Origin of the sequence: Microbacterium sp. bgisy203 (genome assembly GCF_965345155.1) — a bacterium.
Classification (GTDB): domain Bacteria; phylum Actinomycetota; class Actinomycetes; order Actinomycetales; family Microbacteriaceae; genus Microbacterium.
Window position 1 is genome coordinate 471,889 of the sequence record NZ_CBDRLZ010000001.1, and the last position, 19,618, is coordinate 491,506.

General features: G+C 69.3%; 18 protein-coding genes. 8 read left to right on the top strand and 10 right to left on the bottom strand.

Annotated elements, in window-relative coordinates:
- Positions 1 to 21: 21 nt before the first annotated feature.
- Positions 22 to 1,116 carry a hypothetical protein gene (locus ACRVYW_RS02325; RefSeq protein ID WP_431801295.1) on the bottom strand — a complete coding sequence of 365 codons (1,095 nt, stop codon included), beginning with the start codon at positions 1,114 to 1,116 and terminating at the stop codon, positions 22 to 24.
- 52 nt (positions 1,117 to 1,168) lie between these two features.
- Here ACRVYW_RS02325 and ppk2 point away from each other — a divergent pair, with 52 nt between their 5' ends.
- Entirely contained in the window at positions 1,169 to 1,954 is a 786-nt protein-coding gene (gene ppk2, locus ACRVYW_RS02330) for a polyphosphate kinase 2 (protein WP_431801739.1), read from the top strand.
- A 6-nt stretch (positions 1,955 to 1,960) separates the two neighbouring features.
- Here the strand turns inward: ppk2 and ACRVYW_RS02335 are convergent, their stop codons facing one another.
- The 5 genes from ACRVYW_RS02335 to ACRVYW_RS02355 form a co-directional block, all read right to left on the bottom strand.
- A complete protein-coding gene (locus tag ACRVYW_RS02335; protein WP_431801297.1) occupies positions 1,961 to 3,565 on the bottom strand; it encodes an L-lactate permease in 1,605 nt (534 codons plus the stop codon).
- A gap of 106 nt (positions 3,566 to 3,671) precedes the next feature.
- Complete coding sequence (locus tag ACRVYW_RS02340; protein ID WP_431801299.1) at positions 3,672 to 4,964, bottom strand: citrate synthase; 1,293 nt, start codon at positions 4,962 to 4,964, stop codon at positions 3,672 to 3,674.
- Positions 4,965 to 5,064: 100 nt separating this feature from the next.
- The gene (gene dapC / locus ACRVYW_RS02345) at positions 5,065 to 6,177 is read right to left on the bottom strand and encodes a succinyldiaminopimelate transaminase (protein ID WP_431801301.1); all 1,113 of its coding nucleotides are present in this window, start codon (positions 6,175 to 6,177) and stop codon (positions 5,065 to 5,067) included.
- Positions 6,177 to 6,497 carry a ferredoxin gene (gene fdxA, locus ACRVYW_RS02350; RefSeq protein ID WP_431801303.1) on the bottom strand — a complete coding sequence of 107 codons (321 nt, stop codon included), beginning with the start codon at positions 6,495 to 6,497 and terminating at the stop codon, positions 6,177 to 6,179. The genes dapC and fdxA overlap by 1 nt, the downstream gene beginning before the upstream one ends.
- Positions 6,498 to 6,506: 9 nt before the next feature.
- On the bottom strand, positions 6,507 to 6,923 hold the full coding sequence (locus ACRVYW_RS02355) for a histidinol dehydrogenase (protein ID WP_431801305.1): 417 nt from the start codon (positions 6,921 to 6,923) through the stop codon (positions 6,507 to 6,509).
- 165 nt (positions 6,924 to 7,088) lie between these two features.
- Here ACRVYW_RS02355 and ACRVYW_RS02360 point away from each other — a divergent pair, with 165 nt between their 5' ends.
- The 6 genes from ACRVYW_RS02360 (at position 7,089) to ACRVYW_RS02385 (ending at position 14,219) form a co-directional block, all read left to right on the top strand.
- On the top strand, positions 7,089 to 7,874 hold the full coding sequence (locus tag ACRVYW_RS02360; protein WP_431801307.1) for an ABC transporter ATP-binding protein: 786 nt from the start codon (positions 7,089 to 7,091) through the stop codon (positions 7,872 to 7,874).
- Positions 7,871 to 8,791 (top strand): ABC transporter ATP-binding protein, encoded by a 921-nt coding sequence (locus ACRVYW_RS02365; protein WP_431801309.1) that lies wholly within the window; start codon positions 7,871 to 7,873, stop codon positions 8,789 to 8,791. Before ACRVYW_RS02360 ends, ACRVYW_RS02365 begins: the two co-directional genes overlap by 4 nt.
- Positions 8,784 to 10,655 carry an AMP-dependent synthetase/ligase gene (locus tag ACRVYW_RS02370; protein ID WP_431801311.1) on the top strand — a complete coding sequence of 624 codons (1,872 nt, stop codon included), beginning with the start codon at positions 8,784 to 8,786 and terminating at the stop codon, positions 10,653 to 10,655. The genes ACRVYW_RS02365 and ACRVYW_RS02370 overlap by 8 nt, the downstream gene beginning before the upstream one ends.
- Positions 10,652 to 11,590, top strand: coding sequence for a branched-chain amino acid ABC transporter permease (locus ACRVYW_RS02375; protein ID WP_431801313.1), 939 nt, complete (start codon positions 10,652 to 10,654; stop codon positions 11,588 to 11,590). Before ACRVYW_RS02370 ends, ACRVYW_RS02375 begins: the two co-directional genes overlap by 4 nt.
- The gene (locus ACRVYW_RS02380; RefSeq protein WP_431801315.1) at positions 11,587 to 12,807 is read left to right on the top strand and encodes a branched-chain amino acid ABC transporter permease; all 1,221 of its coding nucleotides are present in this window, start codon (positions 11,587 to 11,589) and stop codon (positions 12,805 to 12,807) included. Before ACRVYW_RS02375 ends, ACRVYW_RS02380 begins: the two co-directional genes overlap by 4 nt.
- A gap of 74 nt (positions 12,808 to 12,881) precedes the next feature.
- Entirely contained in the window at positions 12,882 to 14,219 is a 1,338-nt protein-coding gene (locus ACRVYW_RS02385; protein WP_431801317.1) for an ABC transporter substrate-binding protein, read from the top strand.
- A gap of 94 nt (positions 14,220 to 14,313) precedes the next feature.
- Here ACRVYW_RS02385 and ACRVYW_RS02390 read toward each other — a convergent pair whose 3' ends face one another.
- Positions 14,314 to 14,628, bottom strand: coding sequence for an AzlD domain-containing protein (locus ACRVYW_RS02390; RefSeq protein ID WP_431801318.1), 315 nt, complete (start codon positions 14,626 to 14,628; stop codon positions 14,314 to 14,316).
- Positions 14,625 to 15,449, bottom strand: coding sequence for an AzlC family ABC transporter permease (locus ACRVYW_RS02395; RefSeq protein WP_431801320.1), 825 nt, complete (start codon positions 15,447 to 15,449; stop codon positions 14,625 to 14,627). The genes ACRVYW_RS02390 and ACRVYW_RS02395 overlap by 4 nt, the downstream gene beginning before the upstream one ends.
- Here ACRVYW_RS02395 and ACRVYW_RS02400 point away from each other — a divergent pair.
- Positions 15,448 to 15,789, top strand: coding sequence for a DUF2200 domain-containing protein (locus ACRVYW_RS02400; RefSeq protein ID WP_431801322.1), 342 nt, complete (start codon positions 15,448 to 15,450; stop codon positions 15,787 to 15,789). The genes ACRVYW_RS02395 and ACRVYW_RS02400 overlap by 2 nt on opposite strands.
- A gap of 24 nt (positions 15,790 to 15,813) precedes the next feature.
- Here ACRVYW_RS02400 and typA read toward each other — a convergent pair whose 3' ends face one another.
- Together typA and ACRVYW_RS02410 are read right to left on the bottom strand one after the other, a co-directional pair.
- Entirely contained in the window at positions 15,814 to 17,727 is a 1,914-nt protein-coding gene (typA, locus tag ACRVYW_RS02405) for a translational GTPase TypA (protein ID WP_431801324.1), read from the bottom strand.
- Positions 17,728 to 17,818: 91 nt separating this feature from the next.
- Entirely contained in the window at positions 17,819 to 19,594 is a 1,776-nt protein-coding gene (locus ACRVYW_RS02410) for an ABC transporter ATP-binding protein (RefSeq protein WP_431801326.1), read from the bottom strand.
- Positions 19,595 to 19,618: the final 24 nt, after the last annotated feature.

Here is a 19,618-nt window from a genome sequence, read left to right on the forward strand (position 1 = left end):
CCGACGCGCAGAGGCGCAGCGTCACTCTGCCCGGCGCCAGGGCCCCTCAGGCGCGTCGGCGACCCAGTGCACGCGCGGGCCTTCGACTTCGCGGACGAAGCCGGTGAGCCAATAGGTCTCGTCGGGGCCCCAGCCTCCTAGGACGCTCGAGAAGTCATCATCGATCACGATCTCGCGCGTCGCCGCGGTGAGGTACGCCCAGCCGGTGAGGTGTACGGCATCCCACTCCTCCGCGACGCTCGACCAGTCGGGCAGCAACCAGCGGCGATCACGCCCCGTTGTGCGATACCAGTCGTGACGTCGAGACGCGGTGACCTCGAGCGGATGCCGGCGGCACAGCTCCGCCCAGTCGTCCGCATCTCGGATCTCGAATGTGCGTCCGCCGCCGCGCACGGGAACGGCCCGCGCACGCGTCCACCCGAATCCGTCCTCGACGTACGGGATGCCGACAGGAAGCCCCGGTGGCAGTTCGCCCGTCGTGTGCGGCGCACCCGACGGGAACGACCACCACGACCCGCTCCAGTTCGCCTGCGGATCGGAGGGTCTGTCGCGACGCGCCCGCTCCTGCTCGTCGAGGGTCCCCTGCAACCACGCGTCGGCCGCGCCGGGAGCGGGGTCGAACGGCGCGCCGTCGCCGGAGGGATCGAACTTGATCGCCCACTGCTCGATCGCTCGGTCGCGACGCCACCACGCGGTGTCCGCGCGCTCGGTCAGGCCCACCGAGACCGCGGCGAGGGCCGCGCGCACCTCGGGCAGCGCCGCAATGATGTCCTCGCCGTCCGGCGCCTGCCAGTACCGCGCCGAGTCGACGGCGCGGAGCATCGCGGCATCCAGGGTCGTGGCGTCGGGATCGAGGGCGCCGACGCCGCGGATGCGCGCCGCGAGGTCGGAGACCGTCGCCTCCGTCCCGACGCGCCCGCGCGTCTCGAACGCGTTGCCCTCGTCGTCCCACCCGAATGCCACGATCGACGCCCCCGCGTCGACGTTCGCGTTGTATGCGAGCGGCCAGAGCACCTCGCCCACCCTCGGATCGGCGGCCTTCGCGATCTCGAGGACGACCCTCCGCCCGCGCGGCCCGACGGTGAGTCCCGAGGTCGGCGACATGTCGGCATCCATCCGTCGATCATGCCCGATCGCCCCGCAGTACGCTCATGACATGACCAAGCGCATGCCGAAGGCCGCCTACGAAGCCGAGCTCGCCCGCCTGCAGGCGCAGCTCGTCGACATGCAGGCGTGGGTGCAGGAGACCGGCGCGCGCATCGTCGTGATCTTCGAGGGGCGGGATGCCGCGGGCAAGGGCTCGACGATCAAGCGCGTCTCGGAGTACCTCAACCCGCGCGTCACGCGGATCGTCGCGCTACCGACGCCGACCGAGCGCGAGAAGACCCAATGGTACTTCCAGCGCTACATCACGCACCTGCCCGCCGCCGGCGAGATCGTCCTCATGGACCGCTCGTGGTACAACCGCGCGGGCGTCGAGCACGTCATGGGCTACTGCACGAACGCGCAGTATCACCGCTTCCTGCACCAGGCGCCGATCTTCGAGCGGATGCTGGTCGAAGACGGCATCCTGCTGCTGAAGTACTGGTTCAGCGTGTCGGATGTCGAGCAGGAGAAGCGCTTCCGCTCCCGCAACGACGACCCGTTGCGGCGGTGGAAGCTCTCCCCCAACGACGTCTTGTCGATCACGAAGTGGGAGGACTACTCGCGCGCGAAAGACACGATGTTCGTCCACACCGACATCCCCGAGGCGCGCTGGTACGAGGTCGACAACGAGGACAAGCGGCGCGGGCGGATCAACATGATCCACCACCTGCTCTCGCAGATTCCGTACGAGGTCGTCGAGCGTCAGCCGATCGAGATCCCCGCGCGCCCGGCATCCGGCGGCTACGAGCGCCCGCCTCGCGAGCTGCAGAACTACGTGCCCGACTACGCCGCCACCGTCACGGGCTGAGCGCCGTCACACCAGCAGCGACAGCACGAAGCTCCACACGCACACGAACGCGAGCATGCCGAGGCTGTAGAGGATGGATGCCCGGAGGATCTCGCTCTCCCGTCCGGACAGCCCCACGGCGCCCGCCGCGATGGCGATCGACTGGGGCGAGATGACCTTCGCCGTGTTGCCGCCGGCCGTGTTCGCCGCGACGAACAGCTCCGGATTCACCGAGAGCTTCTCCGCGGTCGCGACCTGCAGCGGGGCGAACAGCGTGTTGTTGTTGACGACCGACCCGGTGAGGAAGACGCCGATCCACCCGATGATCGGCGCGAGCAGCGGGAACACCGGCCCCGCCGCGGCGAGAGCGTAACCCATGGCGGTGGAGGCGCCGGCGTAGTTCGCGATGTTCGCGAGCATGAGGATCAGGGCGATCAGCACGAGGGCGCGCCAGAGCTCCCGGATGGTGTTGCGCAGCTCCCGCCAGAGGTCCGAGGCACGCAGGGCCGGCGTCGTGAAGAACGTCACGAGCACGGCGAGGAGGATCGCGGTGCCGGTCGCATTCAGCGGCGTGAAGCTCCAGGTCGCCGTCACGACGGCGCCCGAGGAGGTCGTGACCTCGCCCGTCAACCCGGGGATCGGCACGGACAGCACGGTTCCCTCGAGCGCACTCCCGGCGGCGAAGAGGTCCTTGAACGCGGGCAGGCTCCAGACCAGGATGAACGCGGTCAGGATGTAGAACGGGCTCCACGCCGCCGCGATCTCGCGCAGCGAGTGCCGTTCGGGCTCGGGCGCCACGCCTCCGTCCTCGCGGTAGATCCGCTTCGGCTGCCAGACGCGCCCGAACAGGAAGATCGCGACCATCGCCGCGAGTCCCGCGCCGAGGTCGGCCAGCTCGGGGCCGAGGAACCAGAGGACGGATGCCTGCACCCCGCTGAAGACCAGGGTGACCACGAGCGCCATCGGCCACGTCTCGCGCAGGCCCCGCCGCCCGTCGAGGATCATGACGAGGACGAACGGGATGACGAGGGTCAGCGGCTGCAGCATGAGCACCATGGCGCGCGACAGCTCGAGGACGTCGAGTCCGCTGACCTGGGCCCCGACGATGACCGGGATGCCGATGGCGCCGTAGGCCCCGGCGCCGGCGTTGGCGACGAGCGAGATCATGGCGGCCTTCACCGGCCGGAACCCGAGCTGCACGAGGAGCGCCGCGCAGATCGCGATCGGCACGCCGAAGCCGGCGGCGCCCTCGAGGAATCCCCCGAACGCGAAGCTGATGAGGAGCACCTGGACGCGCTGATCGGGTGAGACACCGCCGATGGAGGCGCGGATGACATCGAAGCGTCCGCTCGCGTCGGCGAGCTTGTACAGCCACACCGCCATGACGATGATGTACGCGATCGGCCAGACCGCGGTCAGGAAGCCGAGGAGTCCCGCTCCCGCGACCGCCGTCGCCGGCATATGGAACGGGATCATCGCGACCAGGATCTGGGTCGCCAGAGCGATGATCGCCGCGGTGATGCCGCTCAGCTTGAAGACGACGAGGCCGGCGAGGAAGACGAAGATCGGTATCGCCGCGACGAGCGCCGACAGCCAGAGGGACCCGAACGGATCGACGGTCTGCGTCCACATGGCGACCACCCCTCACCCGTGCCTCGAACCTGCGCCGCCATGATCGGCGGTGTGAGGTCAGACTAGGGCACGCGCGCGGCGCAGCGGCGAACCGGCAGAGCGCGCGTCAGACTCCCGGGTAGTCACGCTCGGCCGAGCCGACGTACAGCTGCTGCGGACGGCCGATCTTCGTCTGCGGGTCGTTCTGCATCTCGGTCCAGTGCGCGAGCCAGCCCGGCAGACGACCGATCGCGAACAGGGGCGTGAACATGCGGGTCGGGAAACCCATCGCCTTGTAGATCACGCCGGTGTAGAAGTCGACGTTCGGGTAGAGGCGACGCTCCTTGAAGTAGTCGTCGCTGAGCGCGATCTCTTCGAGCTCCTTCGCGAGGTCGAGAAGCGGGTCGTGCACGCCGAGTTCGGCGAGCACCTCGTCGGCCGACTCCTTGACGAGCTTGGCGCGCGGGTCGTAGTTCTTATAGACGCGGTGCCCGAAGCCCATGAGCTTCACGCCGTCTTCCTTGTTCTTGACGCGCTCGACGAAGCGGTCGACGCTCTCGCCGGAGTCGCGGATGCGCGCCAGCATGTCGAGGACGGCCTCGTTCGCGCCGCCGTGGAGCGGACCGTAGAGGGCGTTGATGCCGGCCGACACCGACGAGAACTGGTTCGCACCGGTCGAGCCGACGAGGCGGACCGTCGAGGTCGACGCGTTCTGCTCGTGGTCTTCGTGCAGGATCAGCAGGCGCTCGAGCGCACGCGAAGTGACGGGGTTCACCTGGTACACCTCGGCGAGGTTCCCGAAGTTCAGCTTCAGGAAGTTGTCGACGAAGCTCAGCGAGTTGTCGGGGTACAGGAACGCCTGACCGATCGACTTCTTGTGCGCGTACGCGGCGATCACGGGCAGCTTTGCGAGCAGGCGGATGGTGTTGAGTTCGACGTGCTCGGGGTTGTCGGGGTCGGACTGCCCCTCGTAGTAGGTCGAGAGCGCCGCCGTCGCGGCGGACAACACGGACATGGGGTGCGCCGTGTGCGGCAGCGACGAGAAGAAGCGCTTGAGGTCTTCGTGCAGGAGCGTGTGGTGACGGATATCGTCGTCCCACGTCGCGAGCTCGTCAGCCGTGGGCAGCTCGCCACGCAGGAGCAGCCACGCCACCTCGAGGTAGGTGCTGTTCTTCGCAAGCTGCTCGATCGGGTAGCCGCGATAGCGGAGGATGCCCTGATCGCCGTCGATGTAGGTGATCGCCGACTTCGTCGCCGCCGTGTTCACGAAGCCGTAGTCGAGCGCCGTGTGCCCGGTCTGCTTCGTGAATGTCGAGAAGTCGACGCTCGGAACGCCCTCGGTGCCCGTCAGAAGCGGGAGCTGTGCGGTCTTGTCACCGATGGTGACCGTCGCGTTCTGGGGGGTGCCCGTGTCGCTCACGAAGCCTCCTTGCACTCGATCGGGGGTGTTCTACAGCCTACTGGCCGCCGGAGCCTACTCCGATCGCCGCCAAAGGAATCAGCGATCGATGTGAGGAAATCTACGAAGAAGCCGCGTTCAGTCGCTCCGCCGCGGCGGCGATGCGCTCGTCCGTCGCCGTGAGGGAGAACCGCACGTGCTGCGGGTACCCGTCGCCGTAGAAGTGGCCGGGGCCGGCGAGGATGCCGAGAGAGGCCAGGCGGTCCATCGTGTCCCAGGCATCCTGCCCCTGCGTGGCCCACAGATACAGCCCGGCCTCGGAGCGGTCGATGCGGAACCCCGCGGCCTCGAGCGCGGGCTTGAGTACCGCGCGGCGTGCGGCGTAGCGCTCTCGCTGGGCGGCGACGTGCGCGTCGTCGCCGAGAGCGACCGTCATCGCGGCCTGGACGGGTGCCGGAAGCATCAGTCCGAGGTGCTTGCGCGCCGTGAGCAGGCGCGCGATGAGGTCGCTGTCGCCGGCGAGGAACGCGGCGCGGTATCCCGCGAGGTTCGACTGCTTCGAGAGCGAGTAGACCGAGAGGATGCCGCGGCGGTCGTCGCCGGTGACGCGCGGGTCGAGGACGCTCGGCACGGGGGCGGTCGCCCACTCCCCCTCCCAGCCGAGTTCGGCGTAGCACTCGTCGGACGCGAGAACGGCGCCGAGCTCCCGGGCGCGGGCGACGGCGGCGCGCAGCTCCGCGACGCCGAGCACGCGGCCGTCGGGGTTGCCGGGAGAGTTGAGCCAAACGAGCGCGGTCCCCTCCGGCCACTCGGACGGGTCATCGGATGCGACGGCCTTCGCCCCCACCAGCTTCGCCCCGACGGCATACGTCGGATACGCGGCGGTCGGGTGGACGACGACCTCGCCCGCGCCGACGTCGAGAAGAAGCGGCAGGAGGGCGACGAGCTCCTTCGAGCCGACGGTCGGGAGCACCTCGTCGACGCTCAACCCCCGCACGCCGCGGCGGCGCGCGTACCAATCCGCGATCGCCTCTCGCAGGCGCGGCGTGCCCGCCGTCTGCGGATAGGCGTGGGCGTCGGTGGCGGCGCGGAGCGCCTCGGCGACGATCTCGGGCGTGGGGTCGACGGGCGAACCGATCGAGAGGTCGACGAGACCTCCGGGATGTTCGGCCGCGCGCCGCGCGTAGGGCGCGACGGCATCCCACGGGTAGTCGTCGAGGTCGCGGACGCCCATCAGTGCGACTGCGGCGGGAGGGCGGCGATGATCGGGTGGTCCTTCTCGATCACGCCGACCTTGGCGGCGCCGCCGGGTGAGCCGATGTCGTCGAAGAACTCGACGTTCGCGGTGTAGTAGTCCTGCCACTCGGCGGGCAGGTCATCTTCGTAGTAGATCGCCTCGACGGGGCACACGGGCTCGCAGGCGCCGCAGTCGACGCACTCGTCGGGGTGGATGTAGAGCGATCGCTCACCCTCGTAGATGCAGTCGACGGGGCATTCGTCGATGCAGGCACGGTCTTTGACATCCACGCACGGAAGAGCGATCACATACGTCACGTGATGAGTCTAGTTCGTCGCGTCGGCACTCGCCCGATCGCCGGGGCGCGCGAAGCCGGGGCGCGCGAAACTGGGCCATCCGACGATGACGGCTGTGACGATGGGCACCGCGATGGTCCAGATGATGCCGGTCGACAGCTCGCCGTCCGCGGGCGCAGGAACGACGACCGAGCCGCCCGGTCCCTTGCCGGAGAACACCATCGTCGCGAGCATGGCCCCGATGCCGCAGGCGAGCGCCGACCAGCGATCGCCCGTCAGCATGCGGACCGCGAGCATGAGCGCGCCGACGCCGACGACCGCGACGATGAGGCCGACGGGCACAGGTCCCCACGTCGCCGCCTGCCCGATCGTGCCCGCGACGCCGTAGACGAGGCCGATGACGAGCGCGATCGCCCACGTACCGACGCGTGACCAGGAGAAACCCACGCGTCGAGTCTACGGCGCCCGCCCACCGGTCCCGCCGCGCCTGCGACCGTGAGACCGGGATTCACGAGCGATGAGTCTCGGTTTCATAACGGTGCGGGAAAATCCATGCGTTCGCTCTGTACTGTCTTGGAAACCAGTCACAGCGCCGTGACCGAAGGGGAAGCCATGACGCTGACCGTGCACAACGTCGAAGTCGTGTATGAGGATGTGATGCTCGTCGTCAAAGGCGCGAGCATCCGGATACCGCGAGAGGGGATCGTCGCGCTCCTGGGCGCCAATGGCGCCGGGAAGACGTCGCTCCTCCGCGCGATGTCGGGGCTGCTCGACGTCCACCGCGGCAAGATCACCCGCGGACACATCTCCATCGACGACGTCCCACTGAACACCAAGCGCGCCTCCGACGTCGTCCGTGCGGGCGTCTCGCAGGTGATGGAGGGCCGACGGGTGTTCGTCGAGTTCACCGTGGACGAGAACCTCCGGATCGGCGCCTACACGCGATCTCGGACCGGTCAGGCCGAGAAGCTCGACCGCATCTACGAGATGTTCCCGGTGCTCGGCCAGCGCCGCGCGCAGCGCGCAGGCTACCTGTCCGGCGGCGAGCAGCAGATGCTCGCGATCGGGCGCGCGCTCATGGCGGAGCCGGGCTACATCCTCCTCGACGAGCCGAGCCTCGGTCTTGCGCCGCAGATCGTCGACCAGATCCGCGACCTCATCGTCGCGATCAGCCGCTCGGGCACGGGGGTCCTCCTCGTGGAGCAGAACGCGGCGATGGCCCTGTCGATCGCCGACCACGGCTACGTCATGGAGAACGGGAAGATCGTGATGGATGCCCCGGCCCGCGCGCTGCGCGACGACGACGACATCCGCGAGTTCTACCTCGGCACCGGCGCGGGCGCCGGGAGCCTGCGCGACGTCAAACATTACAAGCGACGGAAGAGGTGGCTGTCGTGACGGCGCCCGCGCACACGCCGCTCCTCGCAGCGAGCGGGCTCACCCTGCGCTTCGGCGGCGCGACGACCCTCGACGGGGTCTCGTTCGACGTGCGCCACGGCGAGCTGTTCGCGATCATCGGACCGAACGGCGCGGGCAAGACCTCGACGTTCAACTGCATCTCGGGCGTCTACCGCCCCCAGGAGGGGTCGCTCGACTTCGAGGGCGAGTCGCTCCTCGGCCTCGCCCCGGACGTCATCGCCGGGAAGGGCATCGCCCGCACCTTCCAGAACGTCGAGCTCTTCGACAATCTCTCGGTGCTCGACAACCTCCTCCTCGGTCGCCACCAGAAGACGTCGTACACATGGCCGGAGGCGATGGTGTGGTTCGGTCGCTCGCGGAGGCAGGAGCTCGCCGCGCGGCGCCGCGTCGAAGACCTGATCGAGTTCCTCGACCTCGCGTCTGTCCGGTCGCTGCCCGTCGGCATCCTTCCCTACGGCATCAAGAAGCGCGTCGAGCTCGGCCGCGCCCTCGCGATGGAGCCGCGCCTGCTCCTCCTGGACGAACCGGTCGCCGGCATGAACTCCGAGGAGACCGAGGACATGGCGCGCTTCATCCTCGACATCCGCAGCGAACTGGGCACCGCGATGATCATGGTCGAGCACGACATGCGCCTCGTCATGGATCTGGCCGACCGGGTCATGGTGATCGACTTCGGCAAGCGCATCGCGCTCGGAACCCCCGACGAGGTCCAGCGCGACCCCGCCGTCATCGCGGCGTACCTCGGCGGCGCGACGCCGACCGTCCAGAACGAGGTCATCGAGACGATCGTCGAGGCAGAGACGATCGCCGAGGCAGAGACGATCGCCGAGGCAGAGGCGATCGCCGACGCAGAGGCCATCGCCGAGGCAGAGGAGGGAGTGTCGTCCCATGAGTGAACAGACCGACTACCTCTCCCGCGCGCTGCGCCGGAACGCCGACGCGTACGGTGACCGCACGGCCCTGCGCGTCAAGCAGTCGGGCATCTGGCAGGACATCACGTGGCGCGGCTACGCCGACGCGGTCGAGGAGATCGCCTTCGGACTCGCCGCGCTCGGCGTCGGCGCGGGCGACCGCGTCGCGATCCAGTCCGAGAACCGGCCCGAGTGGCTCTACGCCGACCTCGCCGCCGCGACGCTTCGTGCGGCGATCGTCGGCTTCTACCCGACCAACCCGGTCGCGGAGATCACCTACCTCCTGCAGGACTCGGGAGCACGCGTCCTGATCTCCGAAGACCAGGAGCAGGTCGATAAGGCCCTCGAGGCCGAACCCGCCGCTCCGGCACTGGAGTGGATCGTGTACCTCAACGGGCGCGGGCTCGCCGTCTACGACCACCCGAAGCTCATCTCGATCGACGAGCTCATCGAGCGGGGCGCCGACTTCCGCGCCGCCCACCCCGGGCTTCTCGACACCGTCGACGGCGAGCGCTCCCCCGACGACGTCGCAACCCTCATCTACACGTCGGGGACCACGGGCCCGCCGAAGGGCGTCATGCTGAGCGCGCGGAACGTGTCGTTCGCCTCGTCGGTGCTCGCCGCCGAAGACGGCCTGCTGGGGCGAAAGGTCGGCCCAGACGACGTGCTCCTGTCCTACCTTCCGCTCTCGCACGTCGTCGAGCGGGGCATCTCGATTTGGGCGAACGTGCCGACGCGCACCGTCGTCCATTTCGCGGAGTCGATCGATACGGTCACGAGCGACCTCGCCGAGGTGCAGCCCTCGATCCTCTTCGCCGTCCCGCGCATCTGGGAGAAGATCCAGGCGACCGTCACCATCAAGATGGCGAGCGCCAGCCGCCTGAAGCAGGCGGTGTTCCGCCGCGGCATGCGGATGAGCGAGACGATCGCGGCGGAGCGGATGAACAACGGGGGCGAGTTCACCCCGCGCGCCCGCGTCCTCTACGCGCTCGGCTACCTCCCCCTCTACCGCCCGCTGCGCAAGCGCCTCGGTCTCTCCCGCGTGCGGCACGCGATCTCGGGCGCGGCTCCCATCTCGCCCGAGGTCCTCTCCTTCTTCCTCGGGATCGGGATGCCGCTGTATGAGGCGTACGGCATGACCGAGAACGCCGCGATCGCGACGACGAACCGGCGGGGACGAATGATCGTCGGCACCGTCGGCGAAGCCCAGGACCAGGCCGAGGTGCGCCTCGCCGACGGCACGAACGAAGTCCTCACGCGGCATCCGGGCACCTTCGTCGGATACTGGGGCCGCCCCGATGCGACCGCCGACACACTCGACCCCGACGGGTGGCTGCACACGGGCGACGTCGGCGAGTGGGTGGAGGGCACGCACCTGCGGATCGTCGACCGCATCAAAGACATCATCATCACGGCGGGCGGCAAGAACATCTCCCCCAGCGAGATCGAGAACGCGCTGAAGGCCTCGCCGTACGTGAAGGAGGCCGTCGTCATCGGCGACAAGCGACCGTACCTCACGGCGCTCATCGGCATCGAGTTCGACACCGTGGCCGACTGGGCATCGCGGCAGCGGATCGAGTTCACGACGTACCGCGACCTCTCCTCCAAGCCCGAGGTCGTCGCCCTCATCCGCGACGTCGTGCAGCAGGTGAACCGCTCGTTCGCGCGCGTCGAGGCGATCCGCAAGTTCCGGATGCTCACGAAGGAGCTCGACCACGAAGACGGCGAGCTCACCGCGACGCAGAAGCTCAAGCGGCAGGCGTTCGCGAAGACGGTGCCCCATCTCATCGACGACATGTACGCCGGTTCGGATGCCTATGTCGGCGCCGACCTCGGGAGGAACGGATGAACGCGCTCATCACCTCGCTGTCGGCGGGTCTCGGCCAGGGCGCCGTCTACGCGCTCATCGCCGTGAGCTTCGTCATCATCTACCGGGCGACGGGCGTGCTGAACTTCGCCCAGCCGGCCCTCCTCATCCTCGGCGCCTTCGCGACGAGCGTGTTCGCGACCGACCTGGGCCTCCCCTTCTGGCTCGCCGTGCTCCTCGCGATGGCGACGATGGCGGCGCTGTCGGTGCTCATCGAACGCATCGCGATCCGCCCGATGGTCGGCAAACCCGCGTTCTCGGCGGCGATCGTGACGGTCGGGCTCTTCATCATCCTGCTCGTCATCGCCTTCCGGCTCTTCGACTCGAAGCCGCGCACCGTCGGCGACCCGTGGCAGCTGAAGGCGCTGTGCCTGGGCGGCGAGGCGACGGAGTCGTTCGGCGTCGCGGGCTGCTCGGGAGGCATCCAGATCTACGAGAACGCGATCGCCCGGTTCGTGATCGCCCTCGCGGTCATCGGGCTGCTCGGGTGGTGGCTCGTGCGCTCCCGCCTCGGGCTCGCGATGCGCGCGACCTCCCTCGACCAGGAGACCGCACTCGCGCAGGGCATCGACGTCGGCCGGATGTTCTCCTTCTCGTGGGGGATCAGCGGGGCGCTCGCCGCTCTCGCCGGGGCGCTGCTGGCCGCCAACGGGTCGGTCGTGCAGGCGACCGACGCGCTGTTCGCCCTCGTCGCGCTCCCCGCGATCATCGTCGGCGGTCTCGACTCGCTGAAGGGCGCCGTGGTGGGCGGCCTCGTCGTCGGTGTCGCGATGGCCCTCACCAAGACCTATCAGCCGAGCCTCGCGCCCTGGCTCGGCACGAACTTCGAGAACGTCGTCCCCTACCTGATCATGCTGCTGGTGCTGCTGATCCGGCCCTACGGCCTGTACGGCACGAAGGAGGTGCAGCGCGTATGACGCTGCTCGAGCACGAGACCACGTCGGCCGAGGCGGGCCGCGCCCTCACGGGATCGTCCCGGCACCTCGACGTCGAGGGCGTACACGGGAAGGTGTCGCGCGAGGCGAGGCGGGGGCGTCCGAAGCTCTATACGTCGTACGCGTCCGAGCAGGCGCTCCTGAACTCCCCCGCCAAGCGCTGGTGGATGCTGGGCTTCCTCGCCCTCGTGATCGCGGCGCCCTTCGCCGTCGCCGCGGACATCACCTATCTCCTCACGATGGCGGCGGTCTACGCCATCGGCGGCATCGGCCTGAACCTCCTCACGGGATACGCCGGACAGGTGTCCCTCGGTCACGCGTTCTTCGTCGGTGTGGGCGCGTACACGGCATCCGTGCTGGGAGGAAAGCCCGGCGCGACGACGTGGGGGCTCGGCCTCGACCTTGCGATCGCGATCCCCGCCGCCGCGATCGTGCCGGGGGTCATCGGCCTCATCGTCGCACCGCTGGCGACGCGGGTGCGCGGGCTCTACCTCGCCGTCCTGACCCTCGGCCTCCTCATCGTCGGCGAACACCTGTTCAAGATCCTCGTTCCGATCACCGGCGGTCAGGGCGTCGGGCGCGGCGTTCCCGAGCGTGTGCTGTTCGGCCTCGACCTCACCCGCACCTACGCGATCGGGCCGCTGCGCATCCCGCCGCACGTGTCGCTCTTCCTCATCGCGCTCGTGATCCTGGTCATCCTCGGCGTCGCGGCGCGGAACCTCGTGCGCGGCCGCTACGGGCGCGCGTTCGCCGCCGTCCGCGACCGCGACATCGCCGCCGAGGTCATGGGCGTGAACCTCCTCCGCACGAAGACCCTCGCCTTCGCCCTGTCGTCGGCGTTCGCGGGCGTCGCGGGGGCGCTCCTCGCAATCCTCGTCGGACGCATCGCGCCGGAGTCGTGGAACCTCTTCATGTCGATCGACTTCCTCGCCGTCGTCGTCATCGGCGGCGTCGCGACGATCTCGGGCTCGATCATCGGCGCCTGCTTTGTCGTGCTGCTGCCGCGCCTGCTCGAAGAACTCACCCACGTGATCCCCTGGATCACGGTGTCGGCCGGGGGGTTCATCAACGTCTTCCAGCTGCAGACGATCATCTTCGGCATCCTCATCATCGCCTTCATCACCCTCGAGCCGCGCGGCCTCTACGGCCTCTGGCTGCGGGTGAAGAACTACTTCTCGGCGTGGCCGTTCTCCTACTGACCGGCCCGCGACCACGCACAACTGAACACCCGACCCGCACCACCGAACCTGCACCACCAACGAAGGAGAACAGCATGTCCCTGCGTCAACGTAGCCGCGCGGCCCTGGTCCTCAGCGCGGCGGCCCTGCTCGCCCTCACCGCGTGTACCGCGGTCGACGAGACGAGCCCCACCTCGACCGGCGACGCCGGCGACGGAAGCATCAAGACCGGTCAGGGGGTCTCCGCCGACCCGTGCCCCGACGCCGTCAACGCCGACAACGGCTGCATCTACCTGGGCGTCCTCTCCGACCTCACCGAGGGCCCCTTCGCCGCCCTCGCCGTGCCGATCACCGACGCGCAGCGCGCCTTCTGGAAGAGGGTCAACGAAGACGGCGGCATCGGCGGCTACGACATCGACATCGACACCTACACGCGTGACACGAAATACCAGGCCGCTGAGCACGCAGCGCAGTACCAGCAGATCTCGAGCAACATCGCGGGCATCGCGCAGACCCTCGGCACCGTCAACACCGAGTCGGTGCTCCCCGACATGATCGAGCGGAGCCTCGTCGCGGTGCCCGCCTCGTGGTGGTCGGGCTACGCGTTCGACGACAACGACGGCGGAATCATCCTCGAGACCGGCTACTCGTACTGCACCGAGGCGATCGTCGGTCTCGACTGGTTCGCCGAGAAGCAGGCGCAGCCCGAGAAGGTCCAGGCGGTCGGTTACCCCGGCGACTACGGCGGCGACTCGGCAGAGGGCGTGAAGCGCTGGGCGGAGGAGAACGGCGCACAGGCCCTCACCGCCGTCGCGACCGGCCCGAACCAGGTGGTCGGCAACCAGGATGCCGTCGTCGCGGCCGTCCTCCAGGGCGGAGCCGACGTCGTCGTCCTCGCCGTCGGCCCCGCCGAGACGGCGGAGATCGTCGGCAAGCTCGCCGCGAGCGGGTTCGGCGGACGCTTCCTCGGGTCGCTCCCGACGTGGAACCCGGCACTCCTGCAGTCGGCCGCGGCCCCCGCGCTCACCGGGCTCTACCACCACCTCTCCCCCTACGAGGGCTGGGACGGCGAGTCCGACGCGCTGACCGCGATCAAGGAATCGCTGGGCGGCGAGTTGCCCACGAACCAGGGCTACATCATCGGCTGGGCGCTGAACTACCCGATGAAGGCGGCGCTCGAGGCTGCGGCCGAGGCCGGCGATCTCACCCCTGAGGGCATCGCGGCGGTGATCGACGGTCTCACGGTCGACTTCGAGGGCATGACCCAGGAGCACGTCTACGGCGGCGACCCGCAGGAGAACGCCGCGCAGGCGGTGCTCGTGTCGGTTCCCGACGAGAGCGTCGACCTGGGCCTGCGCACCGTCGAGCGGTTCTTCGAGGGCCCGACCTTCGACAAGACCGACTACTCGGCGGCCTGCGTCGCGAGCAGCTGACCGGCGTCATTCGGTTCACGCCACGAGGGGCGTTCCGCTACGGCGGGGCGCCCCTCGTCGGCGCGTGCCGTGCGCGCGGCCGAGGCGCTCACCGTTAGGCGGCGAGGCCCCACAACCGCAGCAGCGCGGCGACGAGCGCTGCCGCGACGACCACCACCAGGAACGGGGCGCGGAGCATGAGGAGGCCGGCCGCGACGAGGACGGCCGGGACCCGGGCATCCACCGTGATCTGCTGCCCGACGCCGAGAGTCTGCACCGCCACCAGCGCAGCGAGGAGGGCCACCGTCAGGAGATCGATGATCCGCGACGGCGTCGGCGCCTCGAACCACGCGGGCGGCAGCAGGTAACCGACCGCCTTCAGGGCGAGGCAGATGACGGATGCCAGGAGCACCGCGGTCCAGAGGGTCACGGCAGTCCCTCCAGGTCGCCCCCGGGCCCTTGCGGGTCGCGCACGCGCGCGTCCCGCGCCGGCAGCGTATCCGGTGGAGCCTGCGTGTCCGGTACAGTGCGGGCGCGTCCGAGCCAGTTCGTCCACCCGACCACGATCGCGACGAGGGCGGCGATGAGCACCGGCATCCCCGGCATGAGCACGGGGGTGAGCAGCGCCCCGACTACGGCCGCTGCGATGCCGACCGCGATCGGCTGCCGCTCGCGCAGCCGCGGCCACAGGAGCGCCAGGAACGCCGCCGCGGCGGCCGCGTCGAGGCCGTACGCGCGGGGGTCGCCGAGCACGTCGCCGACGAGGGCGCCGAGGAGGGTCGTGAGGTTCCAGCCGAGGTAGATCCCGATGCCCGTGACCCAGAATCCGACGGTCTTCGCCCGCGGCTCGGTCTGAGCGAGCGAGACTGCCGTCGACTCGTCGATCGTGAACGGCGCTGCGAGCGCCCGGCGCCAGGGGCTCGTCCCGACGACGGGCGCCATGCGCAGGCCGTACGCGACGTTCCGCACGCCGAGCAGGCCCGCCGACGCGATCGCCGCGGTGCCGGCGGCCACGCCCCCGGCACCGATGACGCCGATGAACGCGAACTGCGATCCGCCGGTGAACATCAGGAGGCTGAGGACGCACGTCTGCCAGACATCGAGGCCGGATGCCACCGCGAGAGCGCCGAACGAGATGCCGTAGGCGCTCGTGGCGAGCGCGACACCGACGCCGTCGCGCCACGCGCGGCGGGCCCCGGTGTCGGTGATCACCCGCCTGAGCCTACTGGCGCGCAGTAGCGTGGACGGCATGGAACGGATCTACGGCATGCCCTTCGCGAAGGTGTACCCGCTCTACGTCGCGAAGGCCGAGCGCAAGGGTCGCACCCAGGCCGAGGTCGACGAGATCATCCGCTGGTTGACCGGGTTCTCGCAGAGCGAGATCGACGCGCACGTGGCGTCGCAGGCGACGTTCCAGGAGTTCTTCGCGGATGCCTCGCTGAACCCCGCCGCGCCGTCGATCACCGGCGTCGTCTGCGGTGTACGCGTCGAAGAGATCGACGATCCCCTCATGCAGAGGATCCGCTACCTCGACAAACTCGTCGACGAGCTCGCCCGCGGGAAGGCGATGGCGAAGATCCTCCGCGCCTGAGCGCGCGGCGCCGGGGCGCGCCGGTCAGGCGTTCGCGTCCTGGCGCTTCGCGCGGGAGGCGGCACGGCCGCGCTCGGTCGCGTCGAGCACGACCTTGCGGATGCGCACCTTCTCGGGCGTGACCTCGACGCATTCGTCGTCGCGGGCGAACTCGAGCGACTCCTCGAGGGTCAGCAGGCGCGGCGGCGTCATCGACTCGAAGGAGTCGGAGGTCGACGAACGCATGTTCGTGAGCTTCTTCTCCTTCGTGATGTTGACGTCCATGTCGTCGGCGCGCGAGTTCTCGCCGATCACCATGCCCTCGTAGACCTCTTCCGTGGGCTGCACGAAGAAGCTCATGCGCTCCTGCAGCGCGATCATCGCGAACGGCGTCACGACGCCCTGACGGTCGGCGACGATCGAGCCGTTCTGGCGCGTCGTGATGGTGCCCGCCCAGTCGTCGTAGCCGTGCGAGATCGCATTGGCGATGCCGGTGCCGCGCGTGATCGTGAGGAACTCGCTGCGGAAGCCGATGAGGCCGCGCGAGGGGACGACGAACTCCATCCGCACCCACCCGGTGCCGTGGTTGGTCATCGTGTCCATGCGGCCCTTGCGCGCCGCCATGAGCTGCGTGATCGCGCCGAGATACTCCTCGGGAGCGTCGATCGTGAGGTGCTCGTAGGGCTCCTTGACCTTGCCGTCCTCCCCCTTCTTGGTGACGACCTGGGGCTTGCCGACGGTGAGCTCGAAGCCCTCACGGCGCATGTTCTCGACGAGGATCGCGAGCGCGAGTTCGCCGCGGCCCTGCACCTCCCAGGCATCCGGGCGGCCGATGTCGACGACCTTGAGCGAGACGTTGCCGATGAGCTCGCGGTCGAGGCGGTCCTTCACCATGCGGGCGGTGAGCTTGTGGCCCTTCACCTTGCCCATGAGGGGCGAGGTGTTCGTGCCGATGGTCATCGAGATCGCCGGGTCGTCGACCGTGATGGCCGGCAGCGGGCGGACGTCTTCGGGGTCGGCGATCGTCTCGCCGATCGTGATCTCCTCGATGCCTGCGATCGCGACGATGTCGCCCGGGCCGGCGGACTCGGCGGGGAACCGCTCGAGCGCCTTCGTCTTCAGAAGCTCCGTGATGCGGGCGTTCGAGTGCGAACCGTCGTGGCGCACCCACGCGACGGTCTGCCCCTTCTTCAGCGTGCCGTTGAAGACGCGCAGCAGAGCGAGACGCCCGAGGAAGGGCGACGAGTCGAGGTTCGTGACCCACGCCTGCAGCGGCGCCTCGTCGTCGTACTCCGGAGCGGGGACGTGCTCGAGAATCGCCTCGAACAGCGGCTCGAGGTCCTCGTTGTCGGGGAGCGTGCCGTTCTCGGGGCGCGTGCGCGAGGCCGCGCCCGCACGCCCCGAGGCATACACGACGGGAACGTCGAGCAGCGCGTCGACGTCGAGGTCGGGCACATCGTCGACGAGGTCGCCGGCGAGGCCCAGCAGCAGGTCGTGGGCCTCCTCCTCGACCTCCGCGATGCGCGCGTCGGGGCGGTCGGTCTTGTTGACGAGCAGGATGACCGGAAGCTTCGCCTCGAGGGCCTTGCGCAGCACGAAGCGGGTCTGCGGGAGCGGGCCCTCCGAGGCATCCACCAGCAGGACGACGCCGTCGACCATCGACAGGCCTCGCTCGACCTCGCCGCCGAAGTCGGCGTGACCGGGCGTGTCGATCACGTTGATCGTGACGGGCTCGTCGGTGTGGATGCCGTTGTAGGTGATCGCCGTGTTCTTGGCGAGGATCGTGATGCCCTTCTCACGCTCGAGGTCGTTCGAGTCCATCGCGCGCTCTTCGACGTGCGCGTGCTCGCCGAACGAGCCGGTCTGGCGGAGCATCGCGTCCACCAGCGTCGTCTTGCCGTGGTCGACGTGTGCCACGATCGCGACGTTGCGGAGGTCCGGACGGAGGGCGTGCGCCATGAAAGAGTCCTTGCGAAGGGAAGAAGAATGGGATGCGCTCGAGACGGAGCGCATCCCATTCTAGCCGTGGATGCCGGTGGTGACGGCCTGCTTACTGCTCCTGCGCGGCGAGGAGCGCGGCCCGCGCCTCGCGGCGCACCTTCTGCTCGTCGGGGTCGGGGACCGGAACGGCGGCGATGAGGCGCTGGGTGTAGGGGTCCTGGGGGTTGCGGAGGATCTCCCCCGTCGCGCCCTGCTCGACGATCCGACCGTGGTTCATCACGATCAGACGGTCCGACAGCGTGTCGACGACGGCGAGGTCATGGCTGATGAACAGACACGCGAAACCGAGGTCGCGCTGGAGGGACTGGAGGAGCTTCAGCACCGTCGCCTGCACCGAGACATCGAGCGCCGACGTGGGCTCGTCGGCGATGAGGAGCTTCGGCTCGAGGGCGAGCGCGCGGGCGATGCCGATGCGCTGCTTCTGACCGCCGGAGAGCTCGTGCGGATAGCGCGAGCGATAGCTGCGGGGCAGCTCCACGGCATCCAGCAGCTCCTGGACACGGACATCGAGGTCGCGCCCCTTCGCCACCTTCGCGAGAAGGAGCGGCTCGCCGATCGACTGCCCGACCGGCAGGCGCGGGTTCAGCGACGACGACGGGTCCTGGAAGACGATGCCGACGTCCTTGTGCACCTTGTGCAGCAGGCGGCGATCGGCGTGGCTGATGTCGTAGCCGACGACCTTGGCGTCACCCTCGGCGATCGGGAGAAGCCCGATGGCGGCGCGACCGATCGTCGTCTTGCCCGAGCCCGACTCGCCGACCAGACCCGTGACCTCACCGGGGTAGATCGAGAAGCTCGCGTGCTCGACGGCGCGGAAGGCGGGCACGCGGCCCTTCTTCGGATAGTCGATCGCCACGTCGGTGAACTCCAGCACCGGCGCGCCGAGCTTCGAGCGCCGCTCGGCATCCTGCTGCGCAGCCACCTCGGCGAGGCGGATCGTCGACGTGTCACCCGCGAGTGCGGCTGTCGTGTCGATCTCCTCGCCGCCCGTGTCACCGATGCGCGGCACCGCCGCGAGCAGCTGACGCGTGTAGGGATGCTGCGGGTTGTCGAAGACCGAATGCACGTCGCCGCGCTCGACGATCTCGCCGTTCTTCATGACGATGATGTCGTCGGCGATGTCCGCGACCACGCCCATGTCGTGCGTGATCAGCAGGATCGCCGAATCGAGGCGGTGGCGGAGGTCACGCATGAGGTCGAGGATCTCCGCCTGCACCGTGACATCGAGCGCCGTCGTGGGCTCGTCGGCGATGAGGAGCTTCGGGTCGCACGAGATCGACTGCGCGATCATGGCGCGCTGGCGCTGCCCGCCCGACAGCTGGTGCGGGTACGAGTTGTACGCCTTCAGCGGGTCGGGGAGGTCCACGAGGTCGAGCAGCTCGAGCGCGCGCGTCTTGGCCTGGCTCGGCGTCATGCCGAAGTGGGTGCGGAGCGTCTCGACGATCTGGAACCCGACGGTGAACACGGGGTTCAGCGCCGTCATCGGCTCCTGGAAGATCACGGCGATCTCGCGCCCCCGCACTTCGCGCAGCGCGTCGGGCTTGAGCCCCAAGATCTCGCGGCCCTGCAGGCGCACGCTCCCCCGCACCCGTGCGGTCGAGGGCAGCAGGCCCAGGATCGACATCGAGCTCGCGCTCTTACCCGACCCCGACTCGCCGACGAGGGCGAGGGCCTTGCCTGCCTCGATCGAGTAACTCATGTCCTTCGCTGCCGGCACCCAGAAGTTGTCGACGGCGAAGTCGACGCTCAGTCCGTCGACCTCCAGAAGCGGCGAGGAGGAGAGCGGCGCGGACACGGCACGCCCGTTCGCGGTGTTCTGGCTCATCGGATGGTCTCCACATCAGTCATG